This window comes from Azospirillum humicireducens (assembly GCF_001639105.2).
Classification (GTDB): domain Bacteria; phylum Pseudomonadota; class Alphaproteobacteria; order Azospirillales; family Azospirillaceae; genus Azospirillum; species Azospirillum humicireducens.
Map to the genome: position 1 here is coordinate 187,073 of NZ_CP015285.1, position 18,863 is coordinate 205,935.

Genomic DNA, 18,863 nt, shown 5'->3' on the forward strand with positions numbered 1-18,863 from the left:
GAGAACGGGTCGACTGAAGGACAAGACGGGCGCACCACCGGCGTCCACCCGGCCCGGACAGGGACCGGGCAGACGCCGGAGACCGCGCGGTCCGTTCCTTAGGAAGCGGCCTTCTCGGCGTTCAGCTTCTTGACGACGTCGACCAGCGTCTTCACCGCGTCGACGGAGTTCTGGAACATCGCCTTCTCTTCGTCGTTCAGCTCGATCTCGATGATCTTCTCGACGCCGCCGGCGCCGATGATCGTCGGGACGCCGACATAGAGGTCGTCCTGGCCATACTGGCCGCTCAGGTGGGCGGCGACCGGGAGAACGCGCTTCTGGTCCTTGAGGTAGGACTCGGCCATCTGGATGGCGGAGGCGGCCGGGGCGTAGAAGGCAGAGCCGTTGCCCAGCAGCTTGACGATCTCGGCGCCGCCGTCACGGGTGCGCTGAACGATGGCGTCCAGCTTCTCCTGCGTGGTCCAGCCCATCTTCACCAGATCGGGCAGCGGGATGCCGGCGACGGTGGAGTAGCGCACCAGCGGGACCATGGTGTCGCCGTGGCCGCCGAGAACGAAGGCGGTGACGTCCTCGACCGAGACGTTGAACTCTTCGGCCAGGAAATAGCGGAAGCGGGCCGAGTCGAGCACGCCGGCCATGCCGACCACGCGCTCCGGCGGCAGGCCGGACGCCTGCTGCAGCACCCACACCATCACGTCGAGCGGGTTGGTGATGACGATGACGAAGGCGTTCGGGGCGTGCTTGCCGATGGCCTCGCCGACGGTCTTGCAGACGCCGCTGTTGATGCCGATCAGATCGTCGCGGCTCATGCCCGGCTTGCGCGGGATGCCGGCGGTGACGATCACGACGTCGGCGCCTGCGATGGCCGAGTAGTCGTCGCCGCCGGTCAGGCTGACGTTGTAGCCCTCGACCGGGGCGGCCTCGGCGAGATCGAGAGCCTTGCCAGCGGGGGTGCCTGGGACGATGTCGACCAGGACGACGTCGCCCAGTTCCTTCTGAGCAGCGAGCAGAGCCAGCGTGCCGCCAATCTGGCCGGCACCGACGAGCGCAATCTTCTTGCGAGCCATGGAGCGTTCCCTAAAACGTTTGAGCGTCCCCCATTCAGCGGGAGACTAGAACCGTTGGTCATTCTAACGTCTTAGGGATCCAGCGCCCCGAGATTTCGGAAGCGTAGGTAGCGCGTTTTGTCGCGGAGGGCAAGCATGACCGCAAGCCCAACCATAAACGGGCATTGCAGCTTTGCGCCGCACCCCCGATGATCCTTTCCAAACGCCGGAGCGTTCGGCTTTATACGTATGGTTCGTGTCCGGTCCTTACCTTGTTCGAAGATGGTCGAAGGAGAGCGCAGATGGCCAAGCTCATGGCCCGTTTCATTCCCGGTCCGGCCCTGTCGCTGGCGCTTGCCGCCGGCCTTTCGGCCGCTGGTGCCGCCCAGGCCCAGACGGTCGGCGACTATACCGCCGCCATCGCCGCCGCCCCGATCACCGACGCGGTGGCGGCCCCCAGCGTCGCCTATTGCCAGACGCTGACCAACTACGTCTACACCTCGATCCCCGACAACCAGCGGGCCGACTGGGTGCTGCCGCTGGTGACGCTGGACGGGTCGCAGTCGGCGGAGACGGCGGCCAAGCGCGAGGCCTGCCTGAAGGTGCGCCAGCAGGCGCTGATCGCCTTCGACGCCGGCACCGGCGAGCAGATCGTCACCCCGGCCGAGGCGATGGAAGGCCCGACCGACCGCGGCCCCTATTACAAGGAACCTTCGGCCGACACCCCGGTTCCGCACACCGGCCGCGCCACGCCGCGCCAGCCGATGCCGCGCGGGGCCGTGCAGTAAGGACCGTCTCCGGGGGCGCTTCGCCCCTTTACGGCCCGACCCCATAGCGTTCCAGGTGGCGGGCCATCTCGGCGGGGGACAGCGGGAAGCCGCTGCCCTGCCGGGCGTTCAACATCGCGCGCGGATGGATGCCGGCGGCGCGCGCCTGGATCTGCATGGCGCAGCGCATCGACAGGCCGGCCCGCCAGACCAGGGCGGTGACCGCCTGCGGATCGTGGGCGTCGAGGATCAGATCCACCACCTCCGGCGCCACGCGGGCGCGCAAGGTCAGCGCCGCCCGGACGAAGCCGGTCTCGTTCCACGACATCGCATCGCTGAGCGCGGTCTCGTCCAGCCTGCCCTGCCGGTGCAGGCGGACGGCGCGGCGTTCCGGCGGCTCCGCCGACTCGGGCGCCTCGGCCCAGTCGATGCGGCGCCGGGTGGTCGCGGCGATCTCCGCCACCGTGGCGTCGTCGAGATCGGCGCGGCGGCGCAGGGACTCGACCACCGCCAGATCGACGAAATCCGCCAGCCGCTGCGCCAGCCGCCGGGGCAGGGCAGGGCGGCGTGCCAGCTTCTCCCGCCAGTCGGGATGATGGGCGGACTGCTCCACCAACCTGTCGAGGGTCGGTTCGGCGATCACCGCACCGCTGTTGTCGAGCAGGATGCCGGTCGCCTCGGCATGGCCGCTGCCGGCGATGGCGTCGGACAGGGCGGCGCCGATGCTGTGGCGCCGGGCGATGGCCGACAGCGCCCAGCCGGCGGGCGCCGCTGCGACGATGTCCAGCAGATCCTCGTCGCCGAGCGCGGCACAGCAGCGCAGCACCGGCTCCGCCACCGTCCGCTCGACGTCGCGCGCCAGCGTCGCCACCACCGACGGCGGGGCGCAGGCGATGTCCTTGATCGCCGTCGCCAGCGCCTCGCGCACCCGGACGATGTGATCGCGGGCCAGCTGCTCCAGGGCGCGGGTCGCGACGGTGCTGACGGTGTCGGCGCCGCCCGGCGGCAGGTCCGGCAGCAGCCGGCACAGCTTGCGGGCCAGGGTGGAGCGCACGTCGGCGTCGCCCATGCCGGCCAGCCGCGATTCGACCAGCACGTCGCCGACCTGTCGGGCGATGGTGCGGCCGGGCTGGGGAGCGGCGGCGGGGGACGGTGCCGGCATCGGTTCTTGCGCCGGCACCGCTGCCGGCGACTCGGCGAACAGATAGTCCATCAGCTCGGGCGCGACGCCGCACTCCGTCTCCGGCGGAAGACGGGGCGAGGGGCTGGACTGGGAGCGCCGGGCTGTCACCGGACCTGAAGCCTTGTGGTTGAGCCGCGTCCGGATCGGAGCGGCGGCTGTGGGATCATGCACTCCATCGAAACGCTCCCCTGGTTAACGGGCTCCTAATTCGGCGGCGGTGTTCCCTGTAATATCTCTCCGGACTTGCAGCGGACCTCAGCGCCGCTTGGCCGCCGGGGTGCTGCCCAGCATGCTGCGCTGCGCCAGCATCGGGCGCGGCATCTGCCGCCCGCCCAGCACGCGGACGGGCATGGATTGCTCCTGCCGGTGCTTGTCGAACTGGTCGAAGATGCGCAGCAGCGCCTCCGCCGTGCCCTCGCCATACTGGATGTCGGTGCGGGCGCGGCCCAGTTCGGTGCGCAGGCCGTCGCGCAGCCGGCCGAACAGGGCGTCGAACAGCGTCTGGAAATGCTCCTCGGCAAAGACGAAATGGCGGTCGCGCAGCTGGTCGGTCATCCGCCGGATGAAGGTCTGGCGCTGCTGGTGGAATTGGCGGAAGCGCAGCATCACCCGGATGAAGGGCGTGTCGGCCAGCACCGACAAGGTTTCCTCATGAGCAAGCCGATGCCAGACCTCGGCGTCGCGGTCGGTGCCGAGACGGTTGAACAGGGCGATGACGCTTGCGTTCATCGCTTCCCACTCCTTCTCGTAGAAGAGTGCGGTCAGGGTGGATTGCAGGCCGGGCACGATCACTTGGGGAAAGCTGGCGCCGGTGATCGGGTCCATGCTGTCTGGAAGCCTGGAGCGCAGGGCCGAAACCATCAGGCGGGTGACGAAATCGCGCCGGCGCCCCCCGGCTTCGATCTGCGGAGGTTCCTCCCCCACCGTTCCGCAGCCGCCGCATGCCCCCACCGTGCAGGATTGGCAGATCGAAGCGAACAGCGGCAGCACCGACGGCCAGTGCGCCATCATCAGCCCCATGGCGCGGGCGAATTCCTCACGGGACAGCACGCCCTTGGCGGTGAATTGCGGCTCCAGCGCCTCCTGAAAGGTGCTGACCAGAGCCTGCGCCGTGCGATGGTGGCGTTCGAACGGCGGCGGATCGGCGGTCATCCCGCGCCCTCCCTTCCGATGCATCCCAGCCGGCGGACCATCCGGGCCGGCCGCGGTTATCGGAACAATTTATCCGGTATTTTATTGAACTCGGCTGTGATGGCCGTCACAGGACGGAGCAAAGTCTGGTCCCCGTGGACAAAAAAAAGGCCGCGGCCCAAGTGGGCGCGGCCTTTAGTCTAGGGAGGAAACGCACTGCAAAATGCAGTAACAGGGCGGAGTTTAAGCCTGTCGCCGTGTTAGCGGTACCACGCTTTTCGAATTGGTGCGGTGCGACACCCGCATAACAGCGTATGGAATAGCGTTTGGTTTGCACAGAGAGTAAGCGGTTGGGCGCGGTTTTGCCCGTTCATTAGGCAAATCGTGCTTTGCGGGTCAGGCAAACGATCGTTTCCGAAGACCATCGCGCCTGTAAATGTTCGTAAACGAAAAAGGGGGCGTCCGGCGACGCCCCCCCCTTGCCCGACCGGATGCGGCAATGCGCGTCAGGCGCCCAGCTTCTCGCGGATCAGCGCCTTGGTCTCGTCGATGCCGTAGAGCTGGATGAAGGAGCCCATGCGCGGGCCGGTGGTCTGGCCCAGCAGCACCTCGTACAGCGCCTGGAACCACGCGCGCAGTTCGGTGAAGCCGTGGGTCTTGCCAACCTCGAACACCTCGTTCTGGATGGCGTCGGCACGGGAGTCGGCCGGCAGGCCGTCCAGCTTGGCCAGCAGGTCCCGCAGGGCCGCGCGCTCGGCGTCGGTGGGGGCGCGGAATCGCTTGGTCGGCTTCACCTGATCCTGATAGTAGCGCACGGCATAGCCGACCATGCTGTCGAGGAAGGGGCTGTTCTCCGGCGTGGCGTCCGGCGCGTAGCGGCGGATGAAGCCCCACATGGTGTCCTTGGTTTCGGCATTCGCCGCACCCGCCAGATTGAGCAGCAGGTTGAAGGACACGTCGGAGCGCACGGCCGGCGGCTTGCCGTTGTGGATGTGCCAGGCCGGATTCTCCAGCGTCTTCGCCGGCTCCTCGCCATGGACCTTGTCGACGAAGGTCAGATACTCGTCCACCGCGCGCGGGATGACGTCGAAATACAGGCGCTTGGCCGACTTCGGCTTCTGGAACATGTAGAGGGCGAGGCTTTCCGGCGGGGCGTAGGCCAGCCACTCCTCCATGGTCAGGCCGTTGCCCTTCGACTTGGAGATCTTCTGGCCCTTGTCGTCGAGGAACAGCTCGTAATTGAAGCCTTCCGGCGGGGTGCCGCCGAGGATTCTGCAGATCTTGCCGGCCAGCTCGGCCGACGGGATCAGATCCTTGCCGTACATCTCGTAATCGACGCCGAGGCCGAACCAGCGCATGCCCCAGTCGGGCTTCCACTGCAGCTTCACATGGCCGCCGGTGACGGGCAGCTCCACCTTCTTGCCGTCCTCGTCCTCGAAGACGATGGTGCCGGCATCGGTGTTGCGCTCCAGCATCGGCACCTGGAGAACCCGGCCGGTCGAGGGGGAGATCGGCAGGAAGGGGCTGTAGGTGGCCTGACGCTCGGCGCCGAGGGTGGGCAGCATCACCGCCATCACCTCGTCGTAATGGCGCAGGATGCCGAGCAGCGCCTCGTCGAAACGGCCGGACTTGTACCAGTCGGTGGAGGACTGGAACTCGTACTCGAAGCCGAAGCTGTCGAGGAAGGCGCGCAGCCGGGCGTTGTTGTGGGCGCCGAAGCTGTCATGGGTGCCGAAGGGGTCGGGCACCTGGGTCAGCGGCTTGCCGATATTGGCCGCCACCATCTCCTTGTTGGGGATGTTGTCGGGGACCTTGCGCAGCCCGTCCATGTCGTCCGAGAAGCAGAACAGCCTGGTCGGAATGTCGCTCATGGTCTGGAAGGCATGGCGCACCATGCTGGTGCGCGCCACCTCGCCGAAGGTGCCGAGATGCGGCAGGCCCGACGGACCATAGCCGGTCTCGAACAGGACATAGCCTTTGGCGGGCGGCGCTTTCGCGAAGCGCGCGACCAGTTTGCGCGCCTCCTCGAACGGCCATGCCTTCGCCTGCAACGCCAGATCCCGTTCGCCGGTCATCGTCGGACCCTTTCGAAACCAGATAGATAAAGTCAAGGAATGAGGGCAAAGACCCTAGGGCCCGGCGGGCGTGGCGTCAACCGTGGGACGTGCGGCGCGGGGCATGGCGGACGCTCTTGCGGCATGCCGTCGCCCGGTCCATCCTGCGCCGCCCGCGGGATAGGCTTTGCGGGGCTGGTCGGGATTTGACGGCGATGAGCTGGCTGTATCTGGTGGTGGCGATCCTGTTCGAGATCGTCGGCACCTCCGCGATGAAGATGTCGGACGGGATGACGCGGCTGGGTCCGGCAGCTGTGGTGGTGGTCTGCTATGGCGTCGCCTTCGTGCTGCTGGCCAAGGCGCTGCGAAGCATCGAGGTCGGCATCGCCTATGCCATCTGGTCGGCGGCGGGCACCGCGGCCATCGCCGCCATCGGCGTGTTCGTCTTCGGCGAGTCGCTGACGACGATGAAGGTGGTCGGCATCGCCCTGATCGTCGCCGGGGTGATCAGCCTGCATATGGCGAACGGGGCGGCCTAAACCCCGACCTTGAACGGGTTCACCTGCCGGGCGGCGTGTTCCACCGCGTCGGCCGGGCCGGGACGGCCGAGGAAATAGCCCTGGGCGACATCGCAGTTCAGCTGGCGCAGCGCCGCCAGCGTTGCGGCGTCCTCCACCCCCTCGGCCACGGCGGTCAGGTTCAGGCCGTGCGCCAGCTGGATGACGGCGGCGGTGATCTTGGCGCTGTCGTGGTTGCTGGTGAGGTCGGCAACGAAGCTGCGGTCGATCTTCAGCTTGTCCACCGCCAGACGGCCGATATAGGACAGGTTGGAATAGCCGGTCCCGAAATCGTCGATCGACACCTGCACACCCATCGCCTTGATCCGGCGCAGGTTGTCCATCACCACATCGGTGTTCTGGATCAGCATCGATTCGGTCAGCTCCAACTCCAGCAGCAGCGGGTCGAGACCGCTGCCGTCGAGCGCGCCCGTGACCGTGCGGACGAGATCGCTGCGCTGGAGCTGAAGGGCGGACAGGTTGACCGCCACCGACAGCGACAGGCCGCGGGCCTGCCATGCCGCCCCCTGCCGGCAGGCCTCCGCCAGCACCCAGGCGCCGATGGGGACGATCAGGCCGCTGTCCTCGGCGATCGGGATGAAGGCGCCGGGCGGGACCATGCCCTTGTCGGGATGGTTCCAGCGGAGCAGGGCTTCCGCTCCGATCACCGCACCGGTCTCCAGGCTGACCTGCGGCTGGTAATGGACCAGGAACTCCCCGCGCTCCAGCGCGCGGCGCAGGCCGCTGCGGGTGGAGAGATGGGCCACCGCCTCCGTGTTCATCGCCTCGGCATAGAAGCGGTGGGTGTCGCGGCCGGCGGCCTTGGCATGGTGCAGGGCGGTGTCGGCATTCTTCAGCAGGGTGGCGAAATCCTTGCCGTCGGCCGGGGCCAGCGCGACGCCGGAGGACAGGGTCACGGTCAGTTCCTGCCCGTCGATCTCGAAGGGGACCGCCATCCTCTCGTGCAGCGACGCGACCGTTTCCACCACCGCGTCGACGTCGGGCAGGCCGGACAGCAGCAGGATGAACTCGTCGCCGCCGCTGCGGCTGACCGTGTCGGTGTCGCGCACCGCGGCCTTCAGCCGGCCCGCCGTCGCGCGCAGCAGGGCGTCGCCGACGGCGTGGCCGAGACTGTCGTTCACCGTCTTGAAGCGGTCGAGCCCGCAGGCGACCAGCGCCACCAGACGGCCGTTGCGCTCCGCCCGCGCCAGCGCCTGTTCGGTGCGGTCCTGCAGCAGGACTCGGTTGGGCAGCAGGGTCAGCGCGTCGTGACGCGACAGATACTCCATGCGCTCCTGGGCCGCCTTGCGCTCGGTGATGTCGCGGATGAGAACGAGCACCCGGCGGTCGTTGCCGTCGATGACGGCTCGCCGCATGCTGACCTCCGCCCAGAACAGCGCCCCATCCAGCCGCCGGGCATGCCATTCGATCAGTTGCGGCTCCCCGTCTCCGGCTTTTCTGCGCCAGTCCGCCGCCACCTCCGCCGTATAGGGAGGGGTGCCCGAACTGAGCATCCCCACATCGATGTCCGACAGCGGCACATTGCCCACCCGGTACATCTCCTTCATCCGGCGGTTCACCTCCAGGATGGCGCCGCTGTCCAGGTCATGGATGACGATGGCATCGTTGACGCTGTCGAAGATGGTGCGGACGCGCTCCTCGCTGGCGGTCAGGGCGGCGACCGCGGTGCGCAGGCTCTCCGTCTTGCTTTCCACCTGCCGGCGCAGCAGCAGCCCCCAGACCAGCGCGCCGATCCCCAGCACCACGAGGCCGGCCAGCAGCTTGAGCAGCAGGTCGATCAGTCCGGGGCTGACCCCGCCCAGGCTGCGGCCGATCCAGCGCTGCTCGATGGCCTTGCGTTCCTCCGGGGTGATGCGGTCGAAGCCGGCGGAGATCAGGCGGTGAAGCGCGGCATCGCCCTTGCGGACCGCCCAGTGCAGCTCGCCGGTGTAGAGCGGATCGGTGTAGCGGAAGCGCCCCTGCACCCCGCGCTTGGTCATGTAGTAGTTGGCCGACGGGTCGTCCATGCAGAAGACCCGCGTCTCCTGCCGGGCGGCGGCGTCGACCATCACCTCGAAGCCCGAATAGCGCTGGAAGGCGGTGATGCCCTGATCGGTCAGCCATTCGATGCAGAAATCGCCGTCCTTGACGCCGACGGTGAAGGCGCGCAGCGACTCCACCCCGGTGATCCCGCTGAGGTCGCTGCTGAACCAGATCGGCACATCGACACGGGCGTAGGGGGTGGAGAAGTCGTAGAGCGCATCGCGCGCTTCGTTGCGGAAGATGGTCTCGATCACGGTGGCGGCGCCGGTGTCCATCGCCTGCCGTGCCAGATTCCAGTCGCTCGGCATCATCCGCACCGCGACGCCGGTCTTCTGCGACCACAGCGCCCACAGGTCCTTCACGATCCCGACATGGGTGCCGTCGGCGTTGCGGAAGCTGTAGGGCGGGTAATTGTCATCCAGCGCAACCCGGAGCTCGGCCGGCTGCGGTCCCGCATCGGACGCCTGCTGCGCCGGCCGTGGCGAGCCGATGGCCAGGACCGGGCCGACGGCGATCATCGGCAGCAGCAGCGCGGCAAGCAGGCGAAATGCGACCGGCCCGCCGGCAAGACGCCGGCCCCCCAGGTACCGGCTCCAGAAGGGCCGGCCCGCAGATCGTCCATGACGGGCGGTCCGCGGATCGAGGTTCATCCTCGGGTTCCGGCGCGGATGGCGGGCGGGAAGCGGCGGACGGACATTGGCATCGCTCTGGCAGGGGGCTCTTGCGGGTGGGCGCGCACATGGCGACTGCAGAACCGGGCGCCGTCATCCGGCCGCCACCGCCCCGCTCCCGCCACCTCGCCAAACAGGGTAGCCCGTTCGACCATTGTCGGCAATGGCGGGTCTCCCAACCCTGCGCCAAATACCCGTTTTGGGGGAAGACGGCCTCAGGTGACGACGTCAGGCCGGGCGGTCGGGGGACGGAGGCGCGTCAGAGACGTCTTTCGGGCGCGCGCGCAGGGCGTCGCGGATTTCCTCCAGCAACTGTTCCTGCCGCGGTGCGGCCTTCGGCGCTTCCTTGTGCAGGAGGTGCAACCGGTTGACCTGCCGCACGATCATGAACAGGGCGCCCGATACGATCAGGAAATTGATGCAGGCGTTGATGAAGCGGCCGTAGTTGACGGTGGCGGCACCCGCCGCCTCGGCCGCTTGGAGCGACTCGTAAGGGCCGCCCGACAGGCTGAAGAAATAGTTGGAGAAGTCGATGCCGCCCATGATCCAGCCGATCGGCGGCATCAGGATGTCCTTGACCAGGGAATTGACGATTCCCGTAAAGGCGGCACCGATGATGATGCCGACAGCCAGCTCCACGACATTGCCGCGGCTGATGAATTTCTTGAACTCTTCCAACATGGCGCTCCGTCCCTCGATGGTCACGGGAGGGAAACGGGGTGGGGAGGGGTTGGTTTCATGGGGACTTTTGCCCCCTCCCTATCCCTCCCCCGCTATCGCGGGAGAGGGGACTGCCGCCGCATTGCGAACTTTCCCCTCTCCCGCAAAGCGGGGGAGGGAGGGGGCGCCCGGCCGAGGCTCCCCGACCCTTACGCCATGCGCCCGTGGCAGTGCTTGAACTTCTTGCCGGAGCCGCAGGGGCAGGCGGCGTTGCGCGGGGTGTTTTCCATCACCTCGGCCGGCAGCGGCTGGTCTTCCGGCGTGCCGGCGAGGGACGAGGCGCGGACCATGCCGTCGGGCAGGGCTTCACCGTCACCAGCCCCCATGGCGGCCATCGCCAGCGCCGGGTCCATGCGGCTCTCGTGCATCTCCTGCATCTGGCGGGCGAACAGCTCCTCCTGCGACGGGGCCATGCGGATTTCGACATGCATCAGGATGGTGGTGACCTGCTCGCGCAGCGCCATCAACATGCTGTCGAACAGCTCGAAGGCCTCGCGCTTGTACTCGTTCAGCGGATCCTTCTGGGCATAGGCGCGCAGGTTGATGCCCTGGCGCAGATGGTCGAGCTGGAGCAGGTGGTCCTTCCATTCCTGGTCCAGGATCTGGAGCAGGATGCTCTTCTCGACATGCCGCATCGTCTCGGCGCCGTAGGCCTCCTCCTTCTCCGCATATTTGCGGTCGGCGGCCTCGCGCACGCGTTCCTCGATCTCCGGCTCGGCGATGCCCTCTTCCTTGGCCCACTCGTGGACCGGCAGGTCCATGCCCAGCACGCGGTTCACGCCTTCGTGCAGGCCGTCGATGTCCCACTGCTCGGAGTAGCTGTTGGCTGGGATGGCGGTCGACACCATGTTGGCGATGATCTGGTGGCGCATCTCGCGGATTTCCTCCGCGATGTCCTCGCTCTCCATCACCTCGTGGCGCTGTTCATAGACGACCTTGCGCTGGTCGTTCATGACGTTGTCGAACTTCAGCAGGTTCTTGCGGACCTCGAAGTGATGCGCCTCGACCTTCTGCTGCGCCTTTTCCAACGCCTTGTTGATCCAGGGATGGATGATCGCCTCGCCCTCCTTCAGGCCGAGACGCTGGAGCATGCTGTCCATCCGCTCCGACCCGAAGATGCGCATCAGGTCGTCTTCCAGCGACAGGAAGAACTTCGAGGTGCCGGGGTCGCCCTGACGGCCGGAGCGGCCGCGCAGCTGGTTGTCGATGCGGCGGCTCTCGTGCCGTTCGGTGCCGATGACGTAGAGGCCGCCGGCCTGCTTGACCATCTCGCGCGCTTCGGCGATCTCCGCCTCGATCTGGGCGATGCGGGCGTCGCGCTCCGGGCCTTCCGGCACGTCGGCCAGCTCGACCGCCACGCGCATCTGGAGATTGCCGCCCAGCTGGATGTCGGTGCCGCGGCCGGCCATGTTAGTGGCGACCGTCACCGCGCCGGCGCGGCCGGCCTGGGCCACGATGTAGGCTTCCTGCTCGTGGTGGCGGGCGTTCAGGACATTGTGCGGAATGCCGCGCTTGGTCAGCAGCTCCGACAGCAGTTCCGACTTCTCGATCGAGGTGGTGCCGACCAGGACCGGCTGGCCGCGCTTGCGCGCGTCCTCGATCAGGTCGGTCATCGCGTGGTATTTCTCCGCCGCGGTGCGATAGACCTCGTCGTCATGGTCGATGCGCTTGACCGGGACGTTGGTCGGCATGTCGACCACTTCCAGCCCGTAGATCTCGCCGAACTCCGCCGCCTCGGTCAGCGCTGTGCCGGTCATGCCGGCCAGCTTCGGGTAGATGCGGAAATAGTTCTGGAAGGTGATGGAGGCCAGCGTCTGGTTCTCGCGCTGGATCGTCACCTTCTCCTTGGCCTCCAGCGCCTGGTGCAGGCCTTCGGAGAAGCGGCGGCCGTCCATCATGCGGCCGGTGAACTCGTCGATGATGACGACCTTGTCGTCCTTGACGATGTAGTCCTTGTCGCGCTGGAACAGCATGTGGGCGCGCAGCGCCTGCTGCGAATGGTGGACCAGCGCCACATTCTGGATGTCGTACAGCCCGCCCGACTTCAGCAGCCCGGCCTGGCCCAGCAGCTGTTCCATATGCTCCTGGCCGGCTTCGGTGAAGCTGACGGTGCGGTGCTTCTCGTCCTTCTCGTAATCCTCGGCCACCAGCATCGGGATCAGCCGGTCGACCTGGACATACATCTCCGACGAATCGGTCGAGGGGCCGGAGATGATCAGCGGCGTGCGCGCCTCGTCGATCAGGATCGAGTCGACCTCGTCGACGATGGCGAAGTTGAAGGGCCGCTGGACCAGCTCCTCCAGCCGGAATTTCATGTTGTCGCGCAGATAGTCGAAGCCGAACTCGTTGTTCGTGCCGTAGGTGATGTCGGCGGCGTAGGCGGCGCGGCGCTCGTCGTCGTCCAGCCCATGGACGATGCAGCCGGTCGTCAGCCCGAGGAAGCCGTAGACCCGCGCCATCCAGCCGCTGTCGCGCGAGGCCAGGTAGTCGTTCACGGTGACGACGTGGACGCCCTTGCCCTCCAGCGCGTTGAGGTAGACGGCCAGCGTGGCGACCAGGGTCTTGCCTTCGCCGGTGCGCATCTCGGCGATCTTGCCGCTGTGCAGCACCATGCCGCCCATCAGCTGCACGTCGAAATGGCGCTGGCCCAGCACGCGCTTGGCCGCCTCGCGCACGGTGGCGAAGGCGTCGGGCAGGATGTCGTCCAGCGTCTCGCCCTTGGCCAGCCGGTCGCGCAGCCAGTCGGTGCGTCCCTTGAGCTGGTCGTCGGTCAGCGCCGCGACCGCCGGCTCCAGCGCGTTGATCTGAGCCACGGTCTTGTGCAGCGCCTTGACCGCGCGCGTGTTGGCGGTGCCGAAAATCTTGCGGGCGAGAGCGCCGAACATGAAAACCTCGGGAGTAAAGCGGAATACGGGCCAGTCTATCGACGGGTCTCACATAGGACTATGGCAAGGCCCTGTCAACGAGACCGGGCAGGCGGCCATGACGGAACGATGAAATCGCATCCAGGAAGCGGGACGGCTGCTGACGGAAGGCCGTGGGGCTGGTATTGCCGGTGGCGGGACACAGGTGGTTGGAGGGGGCATGGGCGCCGAATCCCCGGCGCGAGCCCGAGCGGACCCCTTGCCCCGCGCGGGTTAGCCATGCTTAATCCCCTGCGGAATCGGGCGCGGAGCGGCGGATGGCTCCGATGCCGCAGACCATGCGAACCGGGCTCCGAGCCAATCGGCCGCCCTCTTGTTGCGAAGCATCCGCCGGAAGGAAACAGACACGCCATGGTTCAACGAGTGTTCCGCACCGCGCTCCTGTCGGTTGCCGCCTGTGGCATCGCGCTTGCCGCCCATGCCCAGACGCCGGCTCCCGCCACCCCTGCGCCGGCTGCCCCGGCTCCGGCCGCCGCCGCCGCTCCGGCCCCGGCCGATCCGGTGGTCGCCCGCATCAACGGCGAGGAGCTGCACAAGTCGGACGTCTCCCGCATGGTCTCGCAGCTGCCGCCCCAGGTCCAGCAGATGCCGATCGAGATGATCTATCCGGCGGTGATCGACCAGCTGGTCAGCGGCAAGCTCGTCGCCTCGGCCGGCTACAAGGCCGGTCTGGCCGATTCGGCCGAGGTCAAGGACGAGATCAAGCGCGCCGAGGAGCGCGCGGTGCAGCGCGCCTTCATCCAGAAGGAGATCAAGGCCCGCATCACCCCCGACGCGATGCAGAAGGCCTATCAGGACTTCCTGAAGGAGAACCCGGCGCAGGAGGAGGTCAAGGCCGCCCACATCCTGGTCGAGAAGGAGGACGAGGCCAAGGCCATCATCGCCCAGCTGAAGAAGGGCGGCGATTTCGCCAAGCTGGCCAAGGAGAAGTCCAAGGATGCCGCCGCGGCGGCCCAGGGCGGCGATCTCGGCTACTTCACCAAGGACGCGATGGTCGAGCCCTTCGCCAACGCCGCCTTCTCGATGAAGCCGGGCGAGGTCAGCAAGGAGCCGGTCAAGACCCAGTTCGGCTATCACATCATCAAGGTCGAGGATAAGCGCACCCAGCCGCAACCGACGCTGGACGAGGTGAAGCCGCAGCTGGAGCAGACGCTGTCGAAGGACATCGTCACCGCGCTCGTCGAGGAGCTGCGCGGCAAGGCGAAGATCGAGACCTTCCAGCTCGACGGCTCGCCGATGCCGAAGGAAGAGCCGGCGGCCGCTCCGGCCACCCCGGCCCCGGCCGAGCCGGCGAAGAAGTAAGGCAAAGCGCCTGCCTCCTCTGCCCCCTCCCCAACCCTCCCCCGCTTCGCGGGAGAGGGGCCTGCCGGGGAAGCGGCGGCAGTTCCCTCTCCCGCGTGAGCGGGGGAGGGTTAGGGAGGGGGCCTGAGCTCTTTCAATTTCAGCCCACCACCACTCCCCACCACGGGAATCCCCTCCATGGCCACGACCCTCTCCCCCTTGGCTCCCGCCAGCTTCCCGACGTTGCCGCCCATCGCGGGCGTGCGCATCGCCACGGCGAACAGCGGCATCCGATACAAGGGCCGCGACGATCTGCTGCTGGCCGTGCTGGATCCCGGCACCAGCGTGGCGGGCGTGCTGACCCGGTCGCTGACCTGCTCGGCCCCGGTGATCTGGTGCCGCGACAGCCTGCCCAAGGGGTCGGCCCGCGCCGTGGTGGTGAATGCCGGCAACGCCAACGCCTTCACCGGCAAGGCGGGCGACGCCACCGTGCAGGCGACCGTCAGCGCCGCCGCCGGGCTGGCCGGCTGCGCGCCCGACGAGGTCTATATCGCCTCGACCGGCGTGATCGGCATCCCGCTGGCCGCCGACGCCATCGGCAAGTGCCTGGCGCCGATGGCGCCGGCCCTCGCCGCCGACTCCGCCGCGTGGGAGAAGGCCGCCCGCGCCATCATGACCACCGACACCTTCCCGAAGGGATCGGTGCGCACCGCGACCATCGGCGGGACGACGGTGACCATCGCCGGCTTCGCCAAGGGCTCGGGCATGATCGCGCCGGACATGGCGACGATGCTGGGCTTCGTCTTCACCGACGCCGCCATCGCCGCCACCGCGCTGCAGGACATGCTGTCGGAGTTCACCGAGCGCACCTTCAACGCCATCACGGTGGATGGCGACACCTCGACCAGCGACACGCTGCTGCTGTTCGCGACGGGCAAGGCCGGCAACGCCCCGGTGTCGAGCGCCGATGCCGCTGAGCTGGCGGAGTTCCGCGCCGCGCTGGAGGATCTGCTGCTCGATCTGGCCTTGCAGGTGGTGCGTGACGGCGAAGGCGCGACCAAGTTCATCGCCATCACCGTGCGCGGCGCCGACAGCGACGCCGCCGCCAAGCGGATTGGCATGACGGTGGCGAACTCGCCGCTGGTCAAGACCGCGGTGGCCGGCGAGGACGCCAACTGGGGCCGCATCGTCGCCGCCATCGGCCGTGCCGGCGAGCGCGCCGACCGCGACCTCATCAAGATCACCGTCGGCGGCACCCTGATCTGCGCTGACGGGATGGAAGTCCCCGGTTACGACGAGACGCCGGTTGCCAATCACATGAAGGGCAAGGAGATCGACATCGACATCGACCTCGGCCTGGGCAAGGGCACGGCGAAGGTGTGGACCTGCGACCTGACGCACGGCTACATCGACATCAACGGCAGCTACCGGAGCTGACCGCCACCGGAGTCGAGTGATGACCGCCTGTTTCGATCCCAGCTCCACCCCCGCCCGCGGCTCGCTGCCGGTGCTGATGGTCGTCGCGGTGGCGCTCGTCGATGCCGACGGGCGCGTGCTGCTGGCCCAGCGTCCGCCCGGCAAGTCGCTGGCCGGCCTGTGGGAATTTCCCGGCGGCAAGGTCGATGCCGGGGAGACGCCCGAGGCTGCGCTGGTGCGCGAGTTGAAGGAGGAGCTGGGCATCGACACGGCGGCAAGCTGCCTCGCCCCCTTCACCTTCGCCTCGCACAGCTACGAGAGCTTTCATCTGCTGATGCCGCTCTATGTCTGCCGGGTGTGGGAGGGCGACGTGATGCCGCAGGAGGGGCAGAAACTCGCCTGGGTCTACCCGAACCGGATGGGCGATTATCCGATGCCGCCGGCCGACGTGCCGCTGGTGGCGATGCTGCGGGATCTGCTGTAGGGACCGATACCGTGCGTTGAAAATCGGGCCGCACGACTGTATGTTTTTCGGAGGTGGCCGGCAGGTGCTGCTACACCCGCCGGCGCGCTCCCGGTGCTTAGCGGTGGATCAGGCGGATTTCGATCCGCCATCTCCGCCACCGGAGCACCAGGAAGAACGGCATCTTATCCATGCCACCTTCCTCCTTCTGAAACGGCGGGTGGACCACCCATCCGCTGTTTTCGGTTTACACGCGGACGATGAGCCGGCGCCACGTTTTCACACCAATGTGTGGTATCGGTGACTGTGCGCCGGTGAAGGTCCGACCTTTGTTCCCGGGCGTGACCCTTTGCGGCTTTGCCCCGCGGACGATCTGTGCGACATGATGGGGCGTTGAGACGACAAGCCGGATCTCCGGCACCACTTTCCTGAACCGCATCGGCGTGGATTCGTTGTTTTCCTACAGCAACCGGGATGCGTCGGACGATGCCTCCGGTCAACGGCCGGCCACGGCGCTCGAGGCGCTGCGGACGGTGTTCGGCTACGACTCCTTCCGCGGCCAGCAGGCCGACATCATCGACCATGTTGTGCGTGGCGGCGATGCGCTGGTGCTGATGCCGACCGGCGGCGGCAAGTCGCTGTGCTACCAGATCCCGGCGCTGGTGCGCGACGGGGTGACGGTGGTGGTCTCCCCCCTGATCGCCCTGATGCGCGATCAGGTGACGGCTCTGCGGGAGCTTGGCGTGCGCGCCGCCTTCCTCAACTCCTCCCTCGGCCCGGCGGAGGCGCGGGAGGTGGAGCGGGCGATGGTGCAGGGCGAGATCGACCTCGTCTATGTGGCGCCGGAACGGCTGGTGACGCCGCGCTTCCTCGACCTGCTCGACCGCACCCGGCTGGCGCTGTTCGCGCTGGACGAGGCGCATTGCGTGTCGCAGTGGGGGCATGATTTCCGCCCCGAATATCTGCAGCTGTCGATCCTGCACGAACGTCACCCGATGGTGCCGCGCATCGCGCTGACCGCCACCGCCGACGTGCAGACCCGCGCCGAGATCAAGGATAAGCTGGGGCTGACCGACGCCCGCGTCTTCCTGTCCAGCTTCGACCGGCCCAACATCACCTACCGCGTGGTGCCGAAGAAGAGCGAGCGCCAGCAGATGCTGGCCTTCCTGCGCGAAAACCACCCGGAAGACGCCGGCATCGTCTATTGCATGTCGCGCAACAAGGTGGAGGAGGTCGCGGCCTGGCTGAACCAACAGGGCCGCGAGGCTCTGCCCTATCATGCCGGGCTGCCGGCCGAGACGCGCGAGGCCAACCAGGACCGCTTCATCAAGAGCGAGGGTCTGGTGATGGTCGCCACCGTCGCCTTCGGCATGGGCATCGACAAGCCGAACGTCCGCTTCGTCTGCCATCTCGACCCGCCCAAGAGCCTGGAAGCCTATTACCAGGAGACCGGCCGCGCCGGCCGCGACGGGCTGCCCGCCAACGCCTGGATGGCCTACGGCATGGCCGACGTGGTGATGCTGCGCCAGATGCTGGAGCAGTCGGAGGCCGGCGACAGCCACCGCCGGGTGGAACGCGGCAAGCTGGAGGCCCTGCTCGGCTTCTGCGAGACGCCGGACTGCCGCCGTCAGGTGCTGCTGAACTATTTCAACGAGACGCTGCCGGAGCCTTGCGGCAACTGCGACACCTGTCTGGATCCGGTCGAGACCTGGGACGGCACCGTTGCGGCGCAGAAGGCGCTGTCGGCGGTCTACCGCACCGGGCAGCGCTATGGCGCCGGCCATCTGATCGACGTGCTGGTCGGCAACGCCACCGAGAAGGTGGTGCAGCAGAACCATGACCAGCTGAAGACCTTCGCCGTCGGGAAGGATTTGACCAAGGTCGAATGGCAATCGGTCTACCGCCAGCTGGTGGCGACCGGCCTGCTGACCGTCGATCTGGAGTATGGCGGCTTCCGCCTGACCGATGCCGGGGTGGCGGTCATCAAGGGGCAACGGGTGGTGAAGCTGCGCAAGGACCCGGTGCTGGAGCGCCGCCGCGGCGTCCACGACGCGCTGCGCCGCCACACCGCGCGGGGCGGGTCGGTCGGCGGCGGATCGAGCGGGGAGGGCGTGTCGCGCTCCGGCGCCCGCGGTGCGCTGTCGGCGGCCGACGACGCGCTGTGGCATGCGCTGAAGGACTGCCGCACGGCGCTGGCCAAGGCGCAGAGCGTGCCGCCCTATGTGATCTTCCACGACAGCACGCTGCTGGAGATGGTGGCCCAGCGCCCCTACGACCACGCGGCCTTCGCCCATCTGCCGGGAGTCGGCGGCCGCAAGCTGGAGCGTTACGCCGACGCCTTTCTGGAGGTGATCCGGCAGCACGGGTGAGGCTTTCGGGTGCATGGCAGGGATGAGTTCGGGCGGTCGATTTTTCCGAAATTCACCGCTTGCATCCCACGAAGCACCTCGCTATGTTCCGCGCCACAACGACGCCGCAGTAGCTCAGGGGTAGAGCAACTGATTCGTAATCAGTAGGTCCGGGGTTCAAATCCCTGTTGCGGCACCAGTTTCTAAGGCCCTGAAAAGCAATGCTTTTCGGGGTCTTTCCATATGTGGTGCCCTACGG

Annotated in this window: 13 protein-coding genes and 1 tRNA gene; 7 read left to right on the forward strand and 7 right to left on the reverse strand. The window is 67.6% G+C overall.

Going from position 1 to position 18,863, the window contains the following annotated elements; all coding sequences use genetic code 11:
- Positions 1-98: 98 nt before the first annotated feature.
- Positions 99-1,067, reverse strand: coding sequence for a malate dehydrogenase (gene mdh, locus A6A40_RS00820; protein WP_063633705.1), 969 nt, complete (start codon positions 1,065-1,067; stop codon positions 99-101).
- 281 nt (positions 1,068-1,348) lie between these two features.
- On the opposite strand from mdh, the gene A6A40_RS00825 reads away from it, so the two are divergent.
- Entirely contained in the window at positions 1,349-1,834 is a 486-nt protein-coding gene (locus A6A40_RS00825) for a hypothetical protein (RefSeq protein WP_063633706.1), read from the forward strand.
- A gap of 28 nt (positions 1,835-1,862) precedes the next feature.
- On the opposite strand, the gene A6A40_RS00830 is transcribed toward A6A40_RS00825, so the two are convergent.
- From A6A40_RS00830 to A6A40_RS00840, 3 genes are all read right to left on the reverse strand, one after another.
- Positions 1,863-3,167 (reverse strand): DUF2336 domain-containing protein, encoded by a 1,305-nt coding sequence (locus A6A40_RS00830; protein ID WP_236783699.1) that lies wholly within the window; start codon positions 3,165-3,167, stop codon positions 1,863-1,865.
- A gap of 84 nt (positions 3,168-3,251) precedes the next feature.
- Positions 3,252-4,148, reverse strand: coding sequence for a hypothetical protein (locus tag A6A40_RS00835; RefSeq protein ID WP_063633708.1), 897 nt, complete (start codon positions 4,146-4,148; stop codon positions 3,252-3,254).
- 485 nt (positions 4,149-4,633) lie between these two features.
- Positions 4,634-6,202, reverse strand: a complete 1,569-nt coding sequence (locus A6A40_RS00840) for a lysine--tRNA ligase (RefSeq protein WP_063633709.1) — start codon at positions 6,200-6,202, stop codon at positions 4,634-4,636.
- Between the two features lie 194 nt (positions 6,203-6,396).
- Here A6A40_RS00840 and A6A40_RS00845 point away from each other — a divergent pair, with 194 nt between their 5' ends.
- The gene (locus A6A40_RS00845; RefSeq protein WP_063633710.1) at positions 6,397-6,720 is read left to right on the forward strand and encodes a DMT family transporter; all 324 of its coding nucleotides are present in this window, start codon (positions 6,397-6,399) and stop codon (positions 6,718-6,720) included.
- Here the strand turns inward: A6A40_RS00845 and A6A40_RS00850 are convergent.
- From A6A40_RS00850 to secA, 3 genes are all read right to left on the reverse strand, one after another.
- Positions 6,717-9,431 carry an EAL domain-containing protein gene (locus A6A40_RS00850; RefSeq protein ID WP_063633711.1) on the reverse strand — a complete coding sequence of 905 codons (2,715 nt, stop codon included), beginning with the start codon at positions 9,429-9,431 and terminating at the stop codon, positions 6,717-6,719. The two genes, A6A40_RS00845 and A6A40_RS00850, sit on opposite strands and share 4 nt — an antisense overlap.
- 249 nt (positions 9,432-9,680) lie before the next feature.
- A complete protein-coding gene (gene mscL / locus A6A40_RS00855) occupies positions 9,681-10,133 on the reverse strand; it encodes a large conductance mechanosensitive channel protein MscL (protein ID WP_063633712.1) in 453 nt (150 codons plus the stop codon).
- 188 nt (positions 10,134-10,321) lie between these two features.
- Entirely contained in the window at positions 10,322-13,057 is a 2,736-nt protein-coding gene (gene secA, locus A6A40_RS00860; RefSeq protein ID WP_063633713.1) for a preprotein translocase subunit SecA, read from the reverse strand.
- Positions 13,058-13,447: 390 nt separating this feature from the next.
- Between secA and A6A40_RS00865 the strand changes: the two genes are divergently transcribed.
- The 5 genes from A6A40_RS00865 (at position 13,448) to A6A40_RS00885 (ending at position 18,803) form a co-directional block, all read left to right on the forward strand.
- Entirely contained in the window at positions 13,448-14,398 is a 951-nt protein-coding gene (locus A6A40_RS00865) for a peptidylprolyl isomerase (RefSeq protein ID WP_063633714.1), read from the forward strand.
- A 177-nt stretch (positions 14,399-14,575) separates the two neighbouring features.
- Positions 14,576-15,814, forward strand: a complete 1,239-nt coding sequence (gene argJ, locus A6A40_RS00870; RefSeq protein WP_063633715.1) for a bifunctional glutamate N-acetyltransferase/amino-acid acetyltransferase ArgJ — start codon at positions 14,576-14,578, stop codon at positions 15,812-15,814.
- 19 nt (positions 15,815-15,833) lie between these two features.
- Positions 15,834-16,277: a (deoxy)nucleoside triphosphate pyrophosphohydrolase gene (locus tag A6A40_RS00875; RefSeq protein ID WP_063633716.1), complete on the forward strand. Its 444-nt coding sequence runs from the start codon at positions 15,834-15,836 to the stop codon at positions 16,275-16,277.
- A gap of 422 nt (positions 16,278-16,699) precedes the next feature.
- Positions 16,700-18,625, forward strand: coding sequence for a DNA helicase RecQ (gene recQ / locus A6A40_RS00880; RefSeq protein ID WP_063633717.1), 1,926 nt, complete (start codon positions 16,700-16,702; stop codon positions 18,623-18,625).
- A gap of 103 nt (positions 18,626-18,728) precedes the next feature.
- Positions 18,729-18,803 (forward strand) — tRNA-Thr (locus A6A40_RS00885).
- The last annotated feature ends 60 nt before the right edge of the window (positions 18,804-18,863 follow it).

Coding starts and splice junctions, on each gene's coding strand:
- A6A40_RS00875 (WP_063633716.1), top strand. CDS start 15,834: ATGACCGCCTGTTTCGATCCCAGCTCCACCCCCGCCCGCGGCTCGCTG.
- mscL (WP_063633712.1), bottom strand. CDS start 10,133: ATGTTGGAAGAGTTCAAGAAATTCATCAGCCGCGGCAATGTCGTGGAG.
- argJ (WP_063633715.1), top strand. CDS start 14,576: ATGGCCACGACCCTCTCCCCCTTGGCTCCCGCCAGCTTCCCGACGTTG.
- A6A40_RS00835 (WP_063633708.1), bottom strand. CDS start 4,148: ATGACCGCCGATCCGCCGCCGTTCGAACGCCACCATCGCACGGCGCAG.
- A6A40_RS00850 (WP_063633711.1), bottom strand. CDS start 9,431: ATGAACCTCGATCCGCGGACCGCCCGTCATGGACGATCTGCGGGCCGG.
- A6A40_RS00865 (WP_063633714.1), top strand. CDS start 13,448: ATGGTTCAACGAGTGTTCCGCACCGCGCTCCTGTCGGTTGCCGCCTGT.
- A6A40_RS00840 (WP_063633709.1), bottom strand. CDS start 6,202: ATGACCGGCGAACGGGATCTGGCGTTGCAGGCGAAGGCATGGCCGTTC.
- A6A40_RS00825 (WP_063633706.1), top strand. CDS start 1,349: ATGGCCAAGCTCATGGCCCGTTTCATTCCCGGTCCGGCCCTGTCGCTG.
- A6A40_RS00845 (WP_063633710.1), top strand. CDS start 6,397: ATGAGCTGGCTGTATCTGGTGGTGGCGATCCTGTTCGAGATCGTCGGC.
- mdh (WP_063633705.1), bottom strand. CDS start 1,067: ATGGCTCGCAAGAAGATTGCGCTCGTCGGTGCCGGCCAGATTGGCGGC.
- secA (WP_063633713.1), bottom strand. CDS start 13,057: ATGTTCGGCGCTCTCGCCCGCAAGATTTTCGGCACCGCCAACACGCGC.